16 protein-coding genes and 3 tRNA genes are annotated in these 17,803 nt (G+C 62.2%); 12 read left to right on the plus strand and 7 right to left on the minus strand.

Going from position 1 to position 17,803, the window contains the following annotated elements; genetic code table 11:
* Together ASE11_RS26535 and ASE11_RS26540 are read left to right on the plus strand one after the other, a co-directional pair.
* The coding region (locus ASE11_RS26535; protein ID WP_235501237.1) for an integrase core domain-containing protein at positions 1-292 on the plus strand (292 nt) is incomplete at its 5' end.
* Between the two features lie 1,180 nt (positions 293-1,472).
* Positions 1,473-2,597, plus strand: coding sequence for a tyrosine-type recombinase/integrase (locus tag ASE11_RS26540; protein WP_056269345.1), 1,125 nt, complete (start codon positions 1,473-1,475; stop codon positions 2,595-2,597).
* A 103-nt stretch (positions 2,598-2,700) separates the two neighbouring features.
* On the opposite strand, the gene ASE11_RS08790 is transcribed toward ASE11_RS26540, so the two are convergent.
* From ASE11_RS08790 to hrcA, 3 genes are all read right to left on the minus strand, one after another.
* A tRNA-Arg gene (locus tag ASE11_RS08790) sits at positions 2,701-2,777 on the minus strand.
* Between the two features lie 27 nt (positions 2,778-2,804).
* Positions 2,805-2,881: transfer RNA gene (locus tag ASE11_RS08795), tRNA-Ile, on the minus strand.
* 40 nt (positions 2,882-2,921) lie between these two features.
* Positions 2,922-3,941 (minus strand): heat-inducible transcriptional repressor HrcA, encoded by a 1,020-nt coding sequence (gene hrcA, locus ASE11_RS08800; protein ID WP_056269347.1) that lies wholly within the window; start codon positions 3,939-3,941, stop codon positions 2,922-2,924.
* A gap of 100 nt (positions 3,942-4,041) precedes the next feature.
* Between hrcA and ASE11_RS08805 the strand changes: the two genes are divergently transcribed.
* The 3 genes from ASE11_RS08805 to rapZ are packed head-to-tail and all read left to right on the plus strand — an operon-like array spanning position 4,042 to position 7,570.
* Complete coding sequence (locus ASE11_RS08805; RefSeq protein ID WP_056270576.1) at positions 4,042-4,953, plus strand: NAD kinase; 912 nt, start codon at positions 4,042-4,044, stop codon at positions 4,951-4,953.
* 44 nt (positions 4,954-4,997) lie between these two features.
* Positions 4,998-6,641 carry a DNA repair protein RecN gene (gene recN, locus ASE11_RS08810; RefSeq protein ID WP_056269350.1) on the plus strand — a complete coding sequence of 548 codons (1,644 nt, stop codon included), beginning with the start codon at positions 4,998-5,000 and terminating at the stop codon, positions 6,639-6,641.
* Positions 6,642-6,655: 14 nt separating this feature from the next.
* Positions 6,656-7,570, plus strand: a complete 915-nt coding sequence (gene rapZ, locus ASE11_RS08815) for an RNase adapter RapZ (protein ID WP_056270581.1) — start codon at positions 6,656-6,658, stop codon at positions 7,568-7,570.
* Here the strand turns inward: rapZ and mutY are convergent.
* From mutY to mutM, 3 genes are all read right to left on the minus strand, one after another.
* Positions 7,567-8,670, minus strand: coding sequence for an A/G-specific adenine glycosylase (gene mutY / locus ASE11_RS08820; protein WP_056269352.1), 1,104 nt, complete (start codon positions 8,668-8,670; stop codon positions 7,567-7,569). The two genes, rapZ and mutY, sit on opposite strands and share 4 nt — an antisense overlap.
* Positions 8,667-10,610 carry a dynamin family protein gene (locus ASE11_RS08825; protein ID WP_056269354.1) on the minus strand — a complete coding sequence of 648 codons (1,944 nt, stop codon included), beginning with the start codon at positions 10,608-10,610 and terminating at the stop codon, positions 8,667-8,669. Before ASE11_RS08825 ends, mutY begins: the two co-directional genes overlap by 4 nt.
* 93 nt (positions 10,611-10,703) lie before the next feature.
* Positions 10,704-11,519: a bifunctional DNA-formamidopyrimidine glycosylase/DNA-(apurinic or apyrimidinic site) lyase gene (gene mutM, locus ASE11_RS08830; protein WP_056269356.1), complete on the minus strand. Its 816-nt coding sequence runs from the start codon at positions 11,517-11,519 to the stop codon at positions 10,704-10,706.
* Between the two features lie 91 nt (positions 11,520-11,610).
* On the opposite strand from mutM, the gene ASE11_RS08835 reads away from it, so the two are divergent.
* The 7 genes from ASE11_RS08835 (at position 11,611) to pth (ending at position 17,539) form a co-directional block, all read left to right on the plus strand.
* Entirely contained in the window at positions 11,611-13,425 is a 1,815-nt protein-coding gene (locus tag ASE11_RS08835) for a tetratricopeptide repeat protein (protein ID WP_056269358.1), read from the plus strand.
* Entirely contained in the window at positions 13,422-13,895 is a 474-nt protein-coding gene (locus ASE11_RS08840) for a lipoprotein insertase outer membrane protein LolB (RefSeq protein ID WP_056269361.1), read from the plus strand. Before ASE11_RS08835 ends, ASE11_RS08840 begins: the two co-directional genes overlap by 4 nt.
* Positions 13,896-13,909: 14 nt before the next feature.
* Positions 13,910-14,800 (plus strand): 4-(cytidine 5'-diphospho)-2-C-methyl-D-erythritol kinase, encoded by an 891-nt coding sequence (gene ispE / locus ASE11_RS08845; RefSeq protein WP_056270585.1) that lies wholly within the window; start codon positions 13,910-13,912, stop codon positions 14,798-14,800.
* Positions 14,801-14,894: 94 nt separating this feature from the next.
* A tRNA-Gln gene (locus ASE11_RS08850) sits at positions 14,895-14,971 on the plus strand.
* Positions 14,972-15,071: 100 nt separating this feature from the next.
* On the plus strand, positions 15,072-16,046 hold the full coding sequence (locus ASE11_RS08855; protein ID WP_056269363.1) for a ribose-phosphate pyrophosphokinase: 975 nt from the start codon (positions 15,072-15,074) through the stop codon (positions 16,044-16,046).
* A 100-nt stretch (positions 16,047-16,146) separates the two neighbouring features.
* Entirely contained in the window at positions 16,147-16,776 is a 630-nt protein-coding gene (locus tag ASE11_RS08860; RefSeq protein ID WP_056269364.1) for a 50S ribosomal protein L25/general stress protein Ctc, read from the plus strand.
* Positions 16,777-16,867: 91 nt separating this feature from the next.
* A complete protein-coding gene (pth, locus tag ASE11_RS08865) occupies positions 16,868-17,539 on the plus strand; it encodes an aminoacyl-tRNA hydrolase (RefSeq protein ID WP_056269366.1) in 672 nt (223 codons plus the stop codon).
* On the opposite strand, the gene ASE11_RS08870 is transcribed toward pth, so the two are convergent.
* Positions 17,476-17,787: a YfhL family 4Fe-4S dicluster ferredoxin gene (locus tag ASE11_RS08870; protein ID WP_056269369.1), complete on the minus strand. Its 312-nt coding sequence runs from the start codon at positions 17,785-17,787 to the stop codon at positions 17,476-17,478. The two genes, pth and ASE11_RS08870, sit on opposite strands and share 64 nt — an antisense overlap.
* Positions 17,788-17,803 lie beyond the last annotated feature (16 nt).

Genomic DNA, 17,803 nt, shown 5'->3' on the forward strand with positions numbered 1-17,803 from the left:
CATCCGCTACAGCGAGCGCCTCGCCGAGGCGGGCATTGAGCCTTCAGTGGGCAGCAAGGGCGACAGCTACGACAACGCGCTGGCCGAGACCATCAACGGCTTGTACAAGGCCGAGCTGATCCACCGGCGAGCGCCTTGGAAGACCAAGGAATCGGTGGAGCTGGCCACCCTTGAATGGGTGTCTTGGTTCAACCACCACAGGCTGCTGGAACCGATCGGCTACATACCTCCAGCCGAGGCTGAGGCAAACTATTACCGGCATCTCGCCAATCAGGCGGCAACCGCTGCCTGACTTAAACCAACCGGCCTCCACGAAACACGGGGCGGATCAATTCTCACCGTGACGAAAAACGAGCAAAACGCGTCCGCCCAGCAACGAGTCAAGAACACACCGGGGCACACCGAGTTCCCCCGCAATCACTGCCTTAACCCGGAGGATAGGATGTACCGCCTCCTTGAGGTGAACATGGAAACCCTGAGCGGCGCTGCCCGTCAATCCAAGCGCCCTACACGCCGGCTGGCAACATCACTTGCGCAACTTCTGGGGCATCACGTGTCGACCAAGCAGGTGCATACGTTGGTGCTGAGCTCTCTAGAAAGCAGTGCTCTCATGGAACCTTGGAATAGCTCTAGGACAAAGCACCTCAATGAAGTCGCTTGTTCAGCGCGTGTCGTGTTCTTAGGAGCAGCTGGCAGTCGTCGCTGACAAGGGTAAGTGCGCGGGACTGGTCGGGATCGATTGACCAGGTTCGGTCTGCCCAATACATTTCTAGTCACCGTACGAGAGTACGTGAAGGCACATGCCTTCCTTCAACTTGAGTTCACCGTTAATGATGAGTGAACTCTGCATGGATCAGCGTTGTGACAAGTCTCGAATGAAAAGACTGGTCATGGTCGTCTGATTGATTCTGATCTGACCAAGATACCTAGGTCGGCGCACGCAAGTGCGTGAAGGCGAAATCCTTCAATCATCGCGAGCTACAGCCATTCACGCGCCAGCTCCGCACCGGCCGCCTTCTGCGCAGGCCACACAGGCATTTTCCGTTCCGCTCTTCGCAAAGCGGGCTGTTCATTTTTTTCCTTTTCATCATTTGGGCAAGTTGTCTGTGCCCAGGCTCGGCTTTGCCTCACTGAGGCGCTTGCGTACTGCCGCGCTCTTGACAAGTGACTGACCTATGCAATCTTGATCAGAGAGAACCACACATGAAAGAAAAACCACGGCACGACTTCGACGATGAGCTCCCTCTGTACTGCATGAACCGCCAGCGTGCCATTCAAGCACTTTGCGTCAAGCCAAACTACTTCGACACGCACATCAGGCCGCGCCTGAGAACAACAAAGCAAGGCACTTCTCTCCTGTTCCTTTGCGAAGAAGTGAAGGCAATTGCATACGAAATGTTCAATGCACCCGGCACTGAGTTCCCTCGCGCCGACGACACGCAAACCAAACCTGAGAAAACGAGTGCAACACCATGGGAAAAAAATCAACCGGCATCTATCAACGTCAAAACGGTAGCTGGGTCGTCGACAAATTCGTCGAAGGCGTTCGTCTTTACCAAAGCTTTGAATCGTATGAAGACGCAGAAGCGTGGCTCACCCGGGAACTAGAGGTACTACGGCAGACGCGCGTCCATGGCGGCACCCCGCAGATCACCTTCGACCAAGCAGCTGGACGCTACATTGAAGAGAATGTGCATCTTCCGTCAGTAGAGTCATCTGGCTATCACCTGAAGGCGGTGATGCCGTACGTTGGCGACCTTCTGCTTGAGCAAGTTCACTCCGGAACACTGCAGCCTTTCATCGATGCTCGACGCAAGGCAAAGATCTCACACAAAACGATTAATCTGAGCTTGGGAGCGGTGCGTCGAGTGCTCAATCTGGCAGCGGGCACATGGCGCGACTCCGAGTCGGGCAAGCCTTGGCTGGCCTCGGCCCCACTAATCACCATGTTGCCTTTGACAGGTTATCAGCGGTCGCCGCGACCGATCACCTGGGACGAGCAGGAGCGTTTGCTCAAGGAGTTGCCGAAACATCTTCACGACATGGCGCTGTTTATCCTGCACAGTGGCGTACGAGATGACGTGGTTTGCAATCTCCAATGGGATTGGGAGATCCCAGTACCGGAGCTCAACATCTCTGTGTTCGAGACTCCACCAGAAAACGTCAAAGGTCGCCGCACTTCAAAGCTGGTGGTGTGCAACCGCATTTCTCAGGCGGTGATTGAGGAAGCACGAGGACATCACCCTACCCACGTTTTTGCAATGTCTTGGCGCCACCGTGAACTGGGCCCAATTAAGGCAATGAACAACAGTGCGTGGCAGGCAGCACGCTCAAGAGCAGCACTGGGCGATCTGCGTGTCCACGACCTTCGACACACCGTGGGCATGCGACTGCGTGAGGCAGGAGTCAGTGAGTCGACTCGACGAGACGTGTTGTGGCACAGCAATCGCTCCGTCACCAACCACTACTCAATGGCCCAGATTCGAGAACTTCATGAAGCTCTGGAGAAGATCACACAGCCGACCAATGGCTGGAACAAGAGCCTCCAGGCGCTGAAAGCGGAGCATGCGGTGCGGAAAGCTGGCACACGGACTTGAGCCTCGGATGCTGATGATCAATTCCGAGTCCCGCAAAAGTCCCGCAGCAAAGAAAAACGGGCTAGCTCTTTTGGAGCTAACCCGTTGATCTAGAACGATGTTCTGGTGCGGCTGGCAGGAATTGAACCCACGACCCCTTGGTTCGTAGCCAAGTACTCTATCCAACTGAGCTACAGCCGCGAAGCCTTGAATTATAGCAGGGTTTTTTGGTAGGCCGTGTTGGACTTGAACCAACGACCAAAGGATTATGAGTCCTCTGCTCTAACCAACTGAGCTAACGGCCCGACAACAGCGGGATTGTAGGGGCCGGGCTCGGGCAAACCTCTACTTGTTGTGACTCAGGGCATTGCCCACCAGTTTGGCGGTCACATCAACGATCTGGATCATGCGTTCGTAAGGCATGCGCTGAGGGCCGATCACGCCCAATGTTCCAACGATCTGGCCATCGATCTCGTAGGGCGCCGTGACCACCGACAGATCCTCGTACGGCACGACCTGACTCTCGCCACCAATATAGATACGCACGCCGTCGGCTTGGGCCGACACATCCAGCAGGCGAATGAGCTGGGTTTTTTGCTCGAACAGGTCGAACATGCGGCGCAGGTTGCCCATGTCGCTGGAGAACTCACTCACCGAGAGCAGGTTGCGTTCACCCGACACCACCACCTCGTCTTGAGCCGAGTCGTTTTCGGCACCGATGTCCACCGCCGCCTTCATGAGGTCCGCAATCTCGCCGCGCAAGGCATCGACCTCGTTCTTGAGCCGTTCGCGCACAGCCTCCATGGTCAGGCCGGAGTAATGGCTGTTGAGGAAATTGGCTGCTTCAAGCAACTGCGACTGGGTGAATGTGGCCTGTGTGTGGATGATGCGGTTCTGCACCTCTCCCTCGGGGGAGACAATGATCACCAGGACCCGCCGGTCCGACAGGCTCAGGAATTCGATGTGGCGAAACACAGAGGCGCGGCGCGGGGCTGTGATGACGCCCACGAACTGCGACAGGCTGGACAGCATGTTGGCCGCGTGGCTGATGACACGGTGCGGCTGGCCAGCCTCGATGCCCGGCGCCGTCATCTCGCTCACGGGCGAAAGCCCTTCACGTCGCACGGTGAGCATTGTGTCGACAAACATGCGGTAGCCACGCGCGGTTGGGATGCGCCCGGCCGAGGTGTGTGGGCTGGCGATCAGGCCGAGCTCTTCCAGATCGCTCATCACGTTGCGGATGGTGGCTGGCGACAGCTCCATGCCGGCGGCACGCGCCAGCGTGCGCGAGCCCACGGGCTGGCCGTCGGCGATGTATCGCTCGACAAGGGTTTTGAGCAGCAGCTTCGCGCGGTCGTCCAACATCGCTTCATTTTACGGAGAGACCACTGCCCGATACCGTTCGCAAGCGAGGGTTTTCGGGCAATCCACCACAGACGGGCTATGTTGTAATTTGCGCATGAGCATGCCCCCCGACACACGGTCCACCCCCATCCGATCGGACCGCCCCTTGCGCTTTTCGCATGTGGTTATCGTCGGCAAATACCACGCACCTGGGTCGCGAGACGCCGTCGACGAAATCGCGCACTTCCTGCACGACGAGGGCTGCGACGTGTCGCTGGAGCAGGAAACTGCGCTCAACACCGGCCTGACTCAATACCGGGCGCTCACGGTACCCGAGATGGGCCAGCACTGCGATCTGGCCCTGGTGGTGGGAGGCGACGGCACGATGTTGGGCATTGGTCGACAACTGGCGCGCTACGGTGTGCCGCTGGTGGGCATCAACCAGGGGCGCCTCGGCTTCATCACCGACATTCCTTTTGAAGATTTCCGTGCCAAGCTGCACCCCATCCTGCGCGGCTCGTTTGAGGACGATCCGCGCTCGCTCATGGCCGCCAGCGTGTGGCGCGATGGCCGCTGCGTGTTCGAGGCCACCGCACTCAACGACGTGGTGGTCAACCGGGGTGGTGCTGCCAGCATGATCGAACTGCGGGTGGAGGTGGACGGGCATTTCGTGGCCAACCAACGCGCCGACGGCCTGATCATTGCGTCTCCAACGGGTTCTACCGCTTACGCCCTGTCGGCCGGTGGGCCGCTGCTGCACCCGGCCATCGGGGGCTGGCTGATGGTGCCGATCGCGCCGCACACCTTGTCCAACCGGCCCGTGGTGTTGCCCGGGCACAGCGAGATCGCCGTGGAGATCGTCTCGGGCAAGGAAGCCAGCGCCAATTTCGACATGCAGTCCTTCACCAGTCTGTTGCATGGCGACCGCATTGTGGTACGCCGATCCGAACATGCCTTGCGCCTGCTGCATCCGGTGGGATGGAGTTACTTCGACACCTTGCGCAAGAAACTGCATTGGAACGAAGGGGTCTGAGGACCCGTCAGAATCCCGCCTGTCCACAACACCCGACACCCATCATGAGCCTCCGCCGCATTGCCCTGCGCGACTTCGTCATCGTGCAGTCCCTCGACCTGGAACTGGGCCAGGGCTTTGGCGTGCTCACGGGCGAGACCGGTGCGGGCAAGTCCATCTTGATCGACGCGCTGCAGCTGGCGCTGGGTGCCCGGGCCGAAAGCGGCGTGGTGCGCGAAGGCGCTACGCGCTGCGAGATCGCTGCCGAGTTCGACGCGCCCGCCTCCCTGACACCCTGGCTGGAAGAACAAGGTTTTCCGGTGGAGGACGGCCTGCTGTTGCGCCGCACGGTGGACACCGAGGGCCGCAGCCGCGCCTGGATCAATGGCAGCGCAGCCACGATGGCGCAGCTCAAGGCCTTGGCCGACGGCCTGGTCGACATCCACGGCCAACATGCCTGGCAGAGCCTCACACGTGCAGAAGCCGTGCGCGACCTGCTCGACGCCTACGCCGGCATCGACACCACCGGCGCCACCCAGGCCTGGGCACAGTGGCGCCAAAAACGCAAGGCCCTGGACAACGCGACCGAGAAGCAGAACACGCTCCAGCAGGAAAGTGAGCGCCTCGCCTGGCAGATATCGGAACTCGACAAACTCACGCCGCTGTCCGGCGAATGGGAAGAACTGAATGCGCAGCACAGCCGCCTGGCCAACGCGCAGGGTCTGTTGGACGCCGCGCAAGCCGCTGTCACCGCACTGGACGACGAGGAACCGAATGCGGCGACACTGATCCACCGCGCGCTCGTGGCTCTGCAGGCGCAGGCGCACATCGAGCCCCGGTTTTCGGACGCCATCGCCGCACTGGAAGCCGCCTTGGCGCACGTGCAGGACACGGTGCACAACCTGCACCAGTACGCACGCCACACCGACCAGGACCCCACCAGTCTGGAGGCGCTGGATCAACGCCTCGCTCAGTGGGTGTCGCTGGCACGGCGCTACCGCCGCAGTCCCGACGAACTGGCCGAGGTGCTCGGGCAATGGAAAAGCGAGCTGGCCGCAATCGATCAGGCGTTGGACCTGGACGCTCTGCAGCAGGCGGAGCGCTCGGCTTGGAAAGCATTCAACACCGAGTTGCAAACCATCACCAAGGAACGCCAGAAGGCTGCACCCAAGCTGTCGAAGGCGGTCACTCAGAGCATGCAGCGCCTGGGCATGCAAGGCGGCGTGTTTGAAGTGGCGTTGCAGCGCCTCGATGAGGCCCAGGCACATGGTTGGGAACAGGTCGAATTTCGCGTGGCGGGCCATGCCGGCGCCACACCCAAGCCGGTGGGCAAGGTGGCCTCGGGCGGTGAACTCTCCCGCATCGCTCTGGCGATCTCGGTGGTCACCAGCCGGCTGGGGCAGGCGCCCACGTTGATATTTGACGAGGTGGACTCCGGCATCGGCGGCGCCGTGGCGCACACCGTGGGCCAGTTGCTGCGCCAGCTCGGGCGCGACCGCCAGGTACTGGCCGTGACCCACCTGCCCCAGGTGGCGGCCTGCGCCGACCACCACCTGCTGGTGAGCAAGCAGATGGTCGGGAAACAGACGCTGAGCACGGTGTCCCCTATCGAGCACGAAGCGCGCGTGGTTGAGCTAGCACGCATGCTCGGCGGTAGCGAGAAGTCGGAAATCTCGCTGGCCCATGCCCGCGAACTCCTGTCGGCTTGACCGATCCAACCAACATGTTTTCACCGAACGAAGCGCCAATTCATCTGGTGTTGATCACCGGCATGTCCGGCTCGGGCAAGTCGGTCGCACTCACTGCGTTGGAAGACGTGGGTTTCTACTGCGTGGACAACCTGCCGCCCGAGTTGCTCGAATCCTTCATCGAACTGGAACAGAGCCACAAGGCCAGCAAGGTGGCCATAGCCATGGACGTGCGCAGCGCGGGTTCGCTGCCGGGGTTGCCCAAGCGGCTGGCGCAGCTTCAGCACCACGCCCAGCGCCCGGTGAACCTCACCACTGTGTTTCTCGATGCGACCACCGACACGCTGGTGCGCCGGTTTTCAGAGACGCGACGGCTGCATCCTCTGTCGCTCAAGCAGTTCAACGACCAGCACCGAGCCCTGACCGATGCCATCGAGCAGGAGCGCGAGTTGCTCGCTGAACTGCGGGACCAGGCGCTGGTGCTCGACACCAGCCTGATCCGACCCACGCACCTGCGCAGCCAGATCAAGGACCTGCTGGGCGCCACGCAGGCACCGCTCACGCTGGTGTTCGAGTCGTTTGCCTTCAAGCGCGGCATCCCCATGGACGCCGACTTTGTGTTCGATGTGCGCATGCTCGCCAATCCACATTACGAGCCCGAACTCAAGCCCCTGACGGGCCGCGACGCCCCGGTGGCAGCCTACTTGGCCGCTCAGCCCGAGGTGCGGCAAATGGAGCAGCAGATCACAGATTTCCTCGGGCACTGGCTTCCCCAGATGCTGCGCGATCACCGCAGCTATGTGACCGTGGCCATTGGCTGCACGGGCGGGCAGCACCGTTCGGTGTACCTGGTGGAGCAACTCGCGCGGGCCTTCGGCATGGACTGGTCCACGCGTGTGAGACACCGCGAGGCCGATAGCTGGCCAACGCCGATCGTGCCGGGCGTTTAAGTCCGCACAAACAGGTCAGACGCCCACGCAGCGTGCAGCAGCAGCTTCACCGGCGCGGGCAGGCCATGCTGGCCCAGCCGTTCAGCTTCCACCCATTGGCCTTCAGGCAGTTCGCCGGATAACGGCTCTGACGTGAGTTCCAGCAGCAAGGGGTGCAACCGCAACTCCCGGTGGGTGAGGCTGTGCGACACGGCGTCCAACGCGATCAACCGATTCACCCAGGCAGAGGGCAACCCGGCGTGAGCAGCTTGCTCGCTTTCAAACACCGGCGGGCAATACAAGCCGGCCCAGATCCCGCTGGCCGGTCGGCGCTGCAGCCAGAATCGTTCCCGCCCATCGGCGCGCTTCACGAGCAGCAACCACCAGCTTTCATGACGGCGCTTCAAGGTGCGGGTCTTTACAGGAAAACGCTGCGGCTCGCCTGCCTGATAGCCCCGGCAAATGCCCTGCATGGGGCACTGCCCACAGGACGGGCGGCTGCGCGTGCACAACGTCGCCCCCAGGTCCATGAGCCCTTGCGTGTAGGCCGTCATGTCATCGGCAGATGGGTTGTTCGGCAACAGCGCCTGCGCGATCTCCCACAGCGCGCGTTGGGGTTTCGTCTGCGCCAGATCGCCTTCAAACGCGAGCAAGCGCGTGAGCACCCGTCGCACATTGCCATCCACGATGGAGACACGTTCGCCAAAACAGAACGATGCAATGGCCGCTGCAGTGGAAGCACCGATGCCGGGCAAGGTTTCGAGCCTGGCGGCGGTAGAGGGGAATTCGCCACCGTGCGTGGCCACCACCGCCTGTGCGCAGCGGTGCAGGTTGCGCGCTCGGCTGTAGTAACCCAGGCCGCTCCACAGGGCCATGACCTCGTCGGTTTGCGCGGCAGCCAGAGCGCGAACGTCGGGAAATCGCTCCAGGAAACGCGCGTAGTAGCCCAGCACGGTGCTCACCTGGGTTTGCTGCAGCATCACCTCGGACAACCACACGCGATAAGGATCGCGGATACCCTGCCAAGGCAAGCCGCTGCGCCCGGCGCGGCGTTGCCAATCGATCAGCAGGGGAGCAAAGGTGGGAGGCAGATCGGCACGCCGGCCGACGACACCGCTCATGCCGCCAAGGCTTCGGCGGACTCTTCTTCGGGCGCGGCCAGCAGGTGGTCGGTCAGCTCGGCCAGCTTGGCATCGAGCAGGTTGAGCTTCGCCTGATGGGTCTGCAATTCGCGGATGCGCTCGTCGAGACCACCTGCGGCCTGCTGGATGCGCGAGACCGCTTCAATCCGCCGGGTGAAATTGCGGCGGCGCTCGCGCAACTGGGCATCCAGTTGAGCCGCTGCCGATTTGTTCCACAGCTCCACCTCGTTGACCGCCGTGTCGTACACCACGCGCAGGCGGCTCATGAGCGCACGCGCCAGGCGCTCGGCAAACTCGGGCTGAGCCAGCTTGAGCGCGTTGCCCAGACTGAGGTACTGCAAATGACTTTTCTCGATCAGATCGAGGTCCTTGACGTACTGGGCCAGTTGCGGCGGCGTGGGCGCCTGCAACGAAAATCCGTACTCGGCGTTCAGGCTCTTGAAGCTGCCTTCCAGCATGGCCTGGATGTCGCCAGCCATGCCATCGGCCTTGGCCATGTCGGCGCGCAGCCGGTCAAACGTGTGATCGTAGGCACGGCGCACGCCGAGCTTGATGCCTGGCTGTCGAAGCGCCTTGGACAACACCGACACTTCAGACTTGAGGTGCGTGGCGCTCAACATGGCAAAAAGGTCCTTGAGCAGGCGCAGGTGGACCGAACGCACCGCCTGGATCTTGGCGCCGCTGGCGTCGAAGTCGGCCTGCTCTTGCTCGATGCGCAGGCGCATCTGCTTGATCACGCTGGCGTTCTTGCCTCGCAATCCGTCCAGCTCCTGGATCTGCTCCACCAGATCGCGCGAGCGCGTGTGCACCATGCGCGTGGTCTCCACGCGCAAAGACTGGATTCCGGTGGCCACGGCCGCACTCAGGATCTTGCGCCGCTGGCCCAGCAGGTCCACACCCAGCGCAGTCTCGAGTTCCATGAGGTTGCTCGCTTCGAGCAGCTTCTTGTCGCGATTGACCTTGGCCAGCAGGCCCTTCTGTGCAGATACCGCCAGCACCTGGCGCGGCGAAAGCCCGAGAATCTCGGCCGAGTCTGTGCGTTGCGATGCAATCTGCAATTGAACTTGCTCGGGCGAGCTCAGTGCGTCCCACATCGTGTCGATCTTGTTGAGCACAACCAGGCGCGACTCCTTGCCCTCGCCCAGCACCGACAGATGCTGGCGCCAGATGGTGAGGTCGGATTTGGTCACGCCGGTATCGGCCGCGAGAATGAACACCACAGCCTGCGCCTGGGGCAGCAGACTCACGGTGAGTTCAGGTTCGGCACCGATCGCATTGAGCCCGGGCGTGTCCAGAATTACCAGGCCTTGCTTGAGCAATGGGTGTGCCATGTTGATCAGGGCATGACGCCACTTCGGCACCTCCACCGTGCCATCGGCTGCGGCCAGCGGATTGTCATCGGGCGTTTCATCGCTCCAGAAACCCAAGCCACGCGCTTCGTCCAGCGTAACCCGGCGAACCTCGGCCACCTTCTGGATCGCACGGGCGAGCTGCTTGGGATCGTTCACATCCAGGTCAATGCGCTCCCACTTGTCGGGCGCATTGCGCCAATCCAGCAACGACAGCGGTTGCAGGCGGGTCTCGATGGGCAGCAGCCGAAGGCAAGGCGGCACCTCAGCGTCGTAGCCCAACTCGGTGGGGCACATCGTGGTGCGACCCGCGCTCGCCGGCATGATGCGACGCCCATAGCCGGCAAAAAATACCGCGTTGATCAGCTCCGACTTGCCCCGGGAGAACTCGGCCACGAAGGCCACCATGATCTTGTCGTTCTTGACCTGGGCATGCAGACCGTCCAGACGCTCGCGGATGCCAGGCTCCATCAGGTCGTGATCGGTCAGCCACTCGGCAAGCAAGCGCAAACGCAAGGCAAACTGCTTGCGCCACACGCCATGTTGATCAAATTCCTGATTGAAACTCATAGGTCTGATGTTGTAACCACTGGTCAATATAGCATCGGCCTTCCTCACAAAACCGGGCGGCCTGCATGCCCGACAGCCGGGCCGGCAAACGGATCAAGCTTTCTGGCAAGTGGTGCAAAAAAACGTCGATCGCTGCCCCTGGCGAATGGCCTTGACGGGTGTACCACATACCCTGCAGGGTAGGCCTTCCCGACCGTAGACCATGGCATCCAGCTGGAAGTAGCCCGACTGGCCTTCGGCGCTGGAGAAGTCGCGCAAGGTGCTGCCACCCAGTGCCACCGCGCGCGTGAGCACCTGAACGATCGCTGCGTGCAGACGCAGGACGCGCGGCTTGCTCAGCCGATCGGCTCGCAAGGTAGGCCGAATGCCCGCCATGAACAAGGCTTCCGACGCATAGATGTTGCCCACGCCCACCACGATGTCACCGGCCAGCAACACCTGTTTGATCGCCGATCGTCGCAACTGCAGGGCTCGGTGAAAAGCCAAGGGGTCAAAGCCCGCCTCAAGTGGCTCCACACCCAGGCTGCCGAGCAGCTTGGTCGCTGGCGCGGCGTCCAGCGCCTGGACATAGACGACCGCACCAAAACGACGAGGGTCGTGCAGACGCAATGTGCCCTGGCTGGTCAGCAACTCAAAATGATCGTGGTTGCCGCGACTCGGCAGCACGTGCGCAAACTGCAGACTGCCCGACATGCCCAAGTGCAGCAGCAGGTGTCCTTCATCCAGGTTGAGCAAAAGGTACTTGCCCCGACGTGTGACCGATCGCACCGATCGTCCCTCCAAGATGGACGCTTCGCAACCCAAAGGCCAGCGCAAGGGCTTGCCCATCTCCAGGCGCAGGATCGAAGCTCCGGCAATGCGGTCGGCAAAGCTGCGCCGGGTGACTTCAACTTCGGGGAGTTCGGGCATGGATCGGTATTTTCTTCAGGGCATCCGGAACGCTTGTGCGGTCTTCAGATCAGACCCCTGCGCCCCGAAAACCTTCCATTATCATGACCCGATGAATACCTTGCACCGCATCGCAGGCCCATCCACCCCGCATGCCGGGCTTGTGCGCAAGTCGGCACTGGCTTTCGCATTGGCCGCCTGCTTCTGGGGTGCCGCGGCGCAACCCACTCCGACAGCACCTGAGCCAGCGCCAGCCACTGCACCGGACTCCGGAGAGGTCGTCAACTCGGCATTGAACGCGCCGCTTTTCTACCAATTGCTGCTGGGCGAACTCAATGTGCGTGCAGGCGAGCCCGGAACAGGCTACTCCTTCATCCTGGACGCGGCCCGCAAGCAACGTGATCCTCACCTCTACCGCCGTGCGGTCGAGGTGGCGCTGCAAGCCCGCTCGGGTGAAGCGGCGCTGACTGCGGCGCGCGCCTGGTCGCAGGAAATCCCCGGCAGCTCTGAAGCCAACCGGTTCGTGCTGCAAATCCTGCTGGCACTCAACCGCGTCAGCGAAACCGGGCCCGTGCTGCAGACCATCCTCAACGATGTCAGCGCAGCGGAGCGCAACGACACCATCAACGCCATTCCTCAGACGTTCTCCCGTCTGACCGACAAGGCGCTTGCCGCCGCTGTGGTGCGTGAAGCGTTGGGCCCATACCTCAAACAACCTCTGCACGCAGCCGCCGCATTCACCTCGGTCGGCCGGATGTATCTGGCGCAAGACCAATTGCCCGAGGCACTGACCTCGGCCCGCCTGGGCCACACCGCAGAACCTGCATCGCCATTTCCCGCTCTGCTCGCCCTTGAGCTCATGGAACGCGGTGAACAGTCGGCTGAGCCCATCGTGCAGCAGCAGCTCAATGCCAGCAGCATCACCACATCGGCCGACACCGCTGTCGCCCTCGCGTATGCACGCATCCTGCTGGACACGCAGCGCAACCAGGAAGCACGTGCACAGCTTGAAAAGCTGACGACCCGCCAGCCCGACCAGGCTGAACCCTGGCTGTTGCTCGGTTCGGTGCAACTGCAGGAAAACGCCTTGCCTGCGGCCACCGCATCGCTGGAAAAGTACATGACGCTGGCTCGACAGGCGGGCGACGAACGTGCTGCCCGTGGCCTCACGCAAGCCTATTTGATGATGGCGCAGATCGCCGAAAAGCGACAGGATTTCCCGGCCGCCGCCGCGTGGCTGGACCGCATTGAAAACGCCGAAGACATCATGGCAGCGCAGATGCGCCGCGCGTCGCTGCTGGCTCGGCAAGGCCAGATGCCTCAGGCCCGGGCCTTGTTGCGCAGCCAGCCCGAACGCACCCCTGACGACGCACGCCTGAAGCTGGTGGCCGAGGCCCAATTGCTGCGCGATTTCAAAGCCTGGAAGGAAGCCTATGAGGTCTATGGCGAAGCGGTCGCCCGCTTCCCCGACGTGGCCGACCTGCGCTACGACCAGGCCATGATGGCGGAGAAAGCCGGCAAGCCAGGCGACATGGAAGTGCTGCTGCGCGCCCTGATCGCTGCCAAACCCGATTTTCACCACGCCTACAACGCGCTGGGCTATTCGCTGGCCGATCGCAACGAGCGCCTGCCCGAAGCCAAAAAGCTGATCGAAAAAGCGGTTGAACTCGCGCCCGGCGATGCCTACATCCAGGACAGCCTGGGCTGGGTGGAATTCCGCCTGGGCAACATCGCGCGTGCGCTCGACATCCTGCAAACCGCTTATGGGAAACGCCCCGATCCGGAAATCGCGGCGCACTTGGGCGAGGTGCTTTGGTCACAAGGTCAACGAGACCAGGCACTGAAGATATGGCGCGAAGGCTTGATGCAGTCAGCGGACAACGAGACCTTGCAAGGAACGCTCAAGCGCCTGCGCGTCAAACCATGAGGAGGGCTGCGCTGCTGGTCACCGTGGCTCTGCTGTCGGCTTGCGCCACCCCGCAGCGCGTTGCCGTACCCGGCGAAGAATTCTGGAGTGGCCGCCTGGCCATGACCGTGCAAAGCGATCCACCCCAGTCGTTTTCAGCCAGCTTCGATTTGCGCGGCACGCCGGCTACCGGTGAACTGCAACTCACGACGCCTCTGGGAACGTCGCTGGCCACGGTGGTGTGGTCGCCCGGCAGCGCCGAACTGCGCCAGGATGGTCAGATCACCCGACGTGGCAGCCTGGACGAACTCACCGCCGAACTCAGTGGCACGCCCGTGCCGGTGGCCGCCCTGTTCGACTGGCTGCGCGGGCGAACAGGCGATGTGCCGGGCTGGCAGGCCGATCTGGCCAAACAACCCGAAGGCCGCATCACGGCACGCCGACTGTCGCCACCCCCCACGGCCGAGCTTCGGGTCGTCGTGCAGCCATGAGCCGTGGGATGACCTTGCGGCGTTTGCTGGACGTGCCGGCACCCGCCAAGCTCAACCTGTTTCTGCACATCACCGGACGGCGCGACGACGGCTACCACCTGCTGCAATCCGTCTTCATGCTCATCAACTGGAGTGACCGCCTGCATTTTGAGTTGCGCCCAGGCGGCGCCATCAGCCGGGAAGACCTCACGCTGATGCCGCTGCCGACCGACGACCTCTCGGTGCGCGCAGCGCGGGCTCTGCAAGCCGCGACCGGTTGCACTCACGGAGTGCACATCGGGTTGGAGAAACACCTGCCCGCCGAAGCCGGCATGGGCGGTGGATCGTCGGACGCAGCCACCACGTTGCTCGCGCTCAACCGCCTCTGGGGCCTGGGACTGAATCGTCAGCAACTCGCAACCGTTGGCTTGAAGCTGGGCGCCGACGTGCCGTTCTTCATCGGTGGACGGCACGCGTGGGTCGAAGGCGTGGGCGAGCAGCTCACGCCGGTGCAACTGCCCCAGGCACAGTTTGTGGTGGTCAAACCGCAGGGCGGTGCATCGACACAGCGCATCTTCAGTGCGCCAGAGCTCAAACGCGACACAAAAACTGCTACAATCCAAGGCTTTGCTGCAAACGACTCGCGAGAAGATGCCCAAGCAATTGGGGTGATCGACATCCAGAAAATCCTGGCTTTCGGGCACAACGATCTTCAACCCGTGGCGCAGGCGCTGTGTCCCGATGTGGGACGCTGCATTCAGTGGTTGCAAGACCAGGGTTTGCAGGGGCGCATGACCGGATCGGGTACGGCGGTGTTTGCGCAAATGCCGCAGACCATGCAACTGACCACCGCCCCGGGCGACTGGACGGTTCGTGAATGCAGCAACATGGATGTCCATCCATTGCTCGACTGGTGCTCCGATTAGAATCGGCAAGCGTTCAGCCCAGGCAGTGGTTGCGCAACCTGCGACAGTTTTTTCGGTGGTCTGCCCAGCTTCACGTTGAACAGACCTCCTGCGTAGGGGAGTCGCCAAGTTGGTAAAGGCACTGGATTTTGATTCCAGCATGCGAGGGTTCGAGTCCTTCCTCCCCTGCCACCCGGTTTTCATCACATCACGTACCCAACCGGCCGTTCCACGAACGGCCATTTTTTGACGGCGATCCTTTTGGGCCGTCGCTCAAACAGCTGGGAACCCCATGCAAGTTCAGCCGCCCGATTTCATGATCTTCACCGGCAACGCCAATCCGGTGTTGGCCGCCGAGATCGCACAGCATCTGGGCACCCAGCTCGGTGCGGCCAACGTGGGGCGCTTCTCCGACGGTGAAGTCACCGTGGAGATCACGCAGAACGTGCGCGCGCGCCACGTGTTCGTGATCCAGTCCACCTGCTCGCCGACCAACGAGAACCTGATGGAACTCATCATCATGGTCGACGCGCTCAAGCGTGCATCGGCCGTGAGCATCTCCGCCGTCATCCCCTACTTCGGCTACGCCCGCCAGGACCGCCGCCCGCGTTCAGGCCGTGTGCCGATCTCGGCCAAGGTGGTGGCCAACATGCTGACCGCCGTGGGCGTGAACCGCGTGCTGACCATGGATCTTCACGCCGACCAGATCCAGGGCTTCTTCGACATCCCGGTGGACAACATCTACGCCTCTCCGGTGCTGCTGGGCGACCTGCGCCAGAAAAACTACCCCGACCTGCTGGTGGTCTCGCCCGACGTGGGCGGTGTGGTGCGCGCTCGTGCGCTGGCCAAGCAGCTCAACTGCGACATGGCCATCATCGACAAACGCCGACCCAAGGCCAATGTGTCGGAAGTCATGCACGTGATCGGCGACATCGACGGCCGCAACTGCGTGATCATGGACGACATGATCGACACCGCCGGCACGCTGGTCAAAGCTGCCGAGGTGCTCAAGGAGCGCGGCGCCAAACACGTCTATGCGTATTGCACGCACCCGATCTTCTCGGGCCCCGCCATCGAGCGCATCGCCAAGGGCAGCGCCCTCGACGAGGTGGTGGTGACCAACACGATTCCCCTGTCGCAAGCCGCCCAGGCCTGCGCCAAGATCCGCCAGCTCTCCGTGGCACCGCTGATGGCCGAAACCATCGCGCGCATTGCCTCGGGTGAGTCGGTGATGAGTTTGTTTGCCGATCAGGACAACCTCTTCTAAGAGGACCTGAAGGCAGCAAAAGCGGGTGACCTCCATGGTGGGGGTCGCTCTTTTGAAACAGAGGCGTTCTGGTCGCGGAACCCCTCCTCAGGAGTAATTTATGCAATTCGTCGCTTTTGAGCGCGCCAAGCAGGGTACGGGTGCGAGCCGCCGTCTCCGCAACACCGGCCGCACGCCCGGTATCGTCTTTGGTGGTGAAACACCTGCCGCCACGATCGAACTCGATCACAACGCCCTCTGGCACGCCCTGAAGAAGGAAGCGTTCCACTCGTCGATCCTCGAGATGGACGTGGCTGGCTCGGTGCAGAAGGTCCTGCTGCGCGATGTGCAGTACCACCCGTACAAGCCACTCGTGCTGCACGTGGACTTCCAGCGTGTGAACGACAAGACCCGTCTGCACAAGAAGGTGCCGCTGCACTTCATCAACGAAGAGAACTCGCCTGCGGTCAAGACCGACAAGTGCGTGATCAACCACGTGATGACCGAGATCGAGATCGAGTGCCTGGCCACCCAGCTGCCCGAGAACATCACGGTCGACCTGGGCGAAGTCGTCAAGGGCGGCACGGTTCACACTGGCGACATCAAGCTGCCCAAGGGCATCAAGCTCGTGATGCACGGCCGCAAGAACCTGACCATCGCTACCGTGGTGGAGCCGGTTGAAGAAGTTGTGGCCGCTCCGGTAGTCGCGGCTGTCGACGACAAAAAAGGTGCCAAGGGCAAGAAAAAGTAATCTGTCTTCGGACCGATGAATGCCTTGAAACGGCCCGCTCATGCGGGCCGTTTTGCTTTCAGCTCCCCATACCTGCCGATAATCCAACCTCATGATCAAACTCATCGCCGGCCTGGGCAATCCGGGCCCGGACTACGAACACACGCGCCACAACGCCGGTTTCTGGTGGGTGGAGGAGGCCGCTCGCCTGCTCAAGGTGTCGCTGCAGATGGAACGCGGCCATTTCGGTCTGGTGGCGCGCGCCAGCGTGGCGGGCCAGAGCGTCTGGCTGGTCGAGCCGCAGACCTTCATGAACCTCTCGGGCAAGTCGGTGGCGTCGGTGGCAAGATTCTTCAAGATCGCGCCCGAAGAGGTGCTGGTGGTGCACGACGAACTGGATCTGCCGCCGGGTGAGGTGAAGCTCAAGAAAGGTGGCGGGCACGCTGGCCACAACGGGCTGCGCGACATCCACGCGCAGCTGGGCAGCTCCGACTACTGGCGCCTGCGCGTGGGCATTGGCCACCCGGGCAACAAGAACGAGGTCGCGAACTGGGTTCTGAAGAAACCTTCGCCGGACGACCGCATCGCCATCGCCCAGGCGCTGGACCGCAGCCTCAAAGCCTTGCCGAATCTGATCACCGGGGAAATGGACAAAGCCACCGCGCTCATCCACACCAGCAAGCCGCCGCGACCCAAGCCCCCGCGGCCGGTGAAGCTCGATCAGGTAGCGGCCGAAGGCGGTGCGCCAGGCGAAGGCACGTCACCGGCAGCCGACAAAGGCTGACCGGCCTTTTGCAGACGCTGGTATTTCTGCCAGAGTGTTTCGCGCGACTCGATGTGGTCCGGGTGGATCGGGATGCAGCTCACCGGGCAGACCTGCACGCACTGCGGCTCGTCAAAATGGCCCACGCACTCGGTGCAGCGCGCAGGGTCGATCTCGTAGATCTCCTCGCCCATGTAAATGGCCTGGTTCGGGCACTCGGGCTCGCACACATCGCAGTTGATGCATTCGTCGGTGATCAGCAGGGCCATGGCAATTTCTCCCTGC

The sequence above is a fragment of the Hydrogenophaga sp. Root209 genome, from assembly GCF_001428625.1.
Taxonomy (GTDB): Bacteria; Pseudomonadota; Gammaproteobacteria; order Burkholderiales; family Burkholderiaceae_C; genus Hydrogenophaga.

Bases quoted from the DNA above. Each gene is read 5' to 3' on its own strand.
- hrcA (WP_056269347.1), bottom strand. From the start codon at position 3,941: ATGTTGGACGACCGCGCGAAGCTGCTGCTCAAAACCCTTGTCGAGCGA.
- rapZ (WP_056270581.1), top strand. From the start codon at position 6,656: ATGTTTTCACCGAACGAAGCGCCAATTCATCTGGTGTTGATCACCGGC.
- ASE11_RS08835 (WP_056269358.1), top strand. From the start codon at position 11,611: ATGAATACCTTGCACCGCATCGCAGGCCCATCCACCCCGCATGCCGGG.
- ASE11_RS08860 (WP_056269364.1), top strand. From the start codon at position 16,147: ATGCAATTCGTCGCTTTTGAGCGCGCCAAGCAGGGTACGGGTGCGAGC.
- ASE11_RS08805 (WP_056270576.1), top strand. From the start codon at position 4,042: ATGCCCCCCGACACACGGTCCACCCCCATCCGATCGGACCGCCCCTTG.
- pth (WP_056269366.1), top strand. From the start codon at position 16,868: ATGATCAAACTCATCGCCGGCCTGGGCAATCCGGGCCCGGACTACGAA.
- ASE11_RS08855 (WP_056269363.1), top strand. From the start codon at position 15,072: ATGCAAGTTCAGCCGCCCGATTTCATGATCTTCACCGGCAACGCCAAT.
- ASE11_RS08840 (WP_056269361.1), top strand. From the start codon at position 13,422: ATGAGGAGGGCTGCGCTGCTGGTCACCGTGGCTCTGCTGTCGGCTTGC.
- ASE11_RS08870 (WP_056269369.1), bottom strand. From the start codon at position 17,787: ATGGCCCTGCTGATCACCGACGAATGCATCAACTGCGATGTGTGCGAG.
- ASE11_RS08825 (WP_056269354.1), bottom strand. From the start codon at position 10,610: ATGAGTTTCAATCAGGAATTTGATCAACATGGCGTGTGGCGCAAGCAG.
- mutY (WP_056269352.1), bottom strand. From the start codon at position 8,670: ATGAGCGGTGTCGTCGGCCGGCGTGCCGATCTGCCTCCCACCTTTGCT.
- ASE11_RS26540 (WP_056269345.1), top strand. From the start codon at position 1,473: ATGGGAAAAAAATCAACCGGCATCTATCAACGTCAAAACGGTAGCTGG.
- recN (WP_056269350.1), top strand. From the start codon at position 4,998: ATGAGCCTCCGCCGCATTGCCCTGCGCGACTTCGTCATCGTGCAGTCC.
- mutM (WP_056269356.1), bottom strand. From the start codon at position 11,519: ATGCCCGAACTCCCCGAAGTTGAAGTCACCCGGCGCAGCTTTGCCGAC.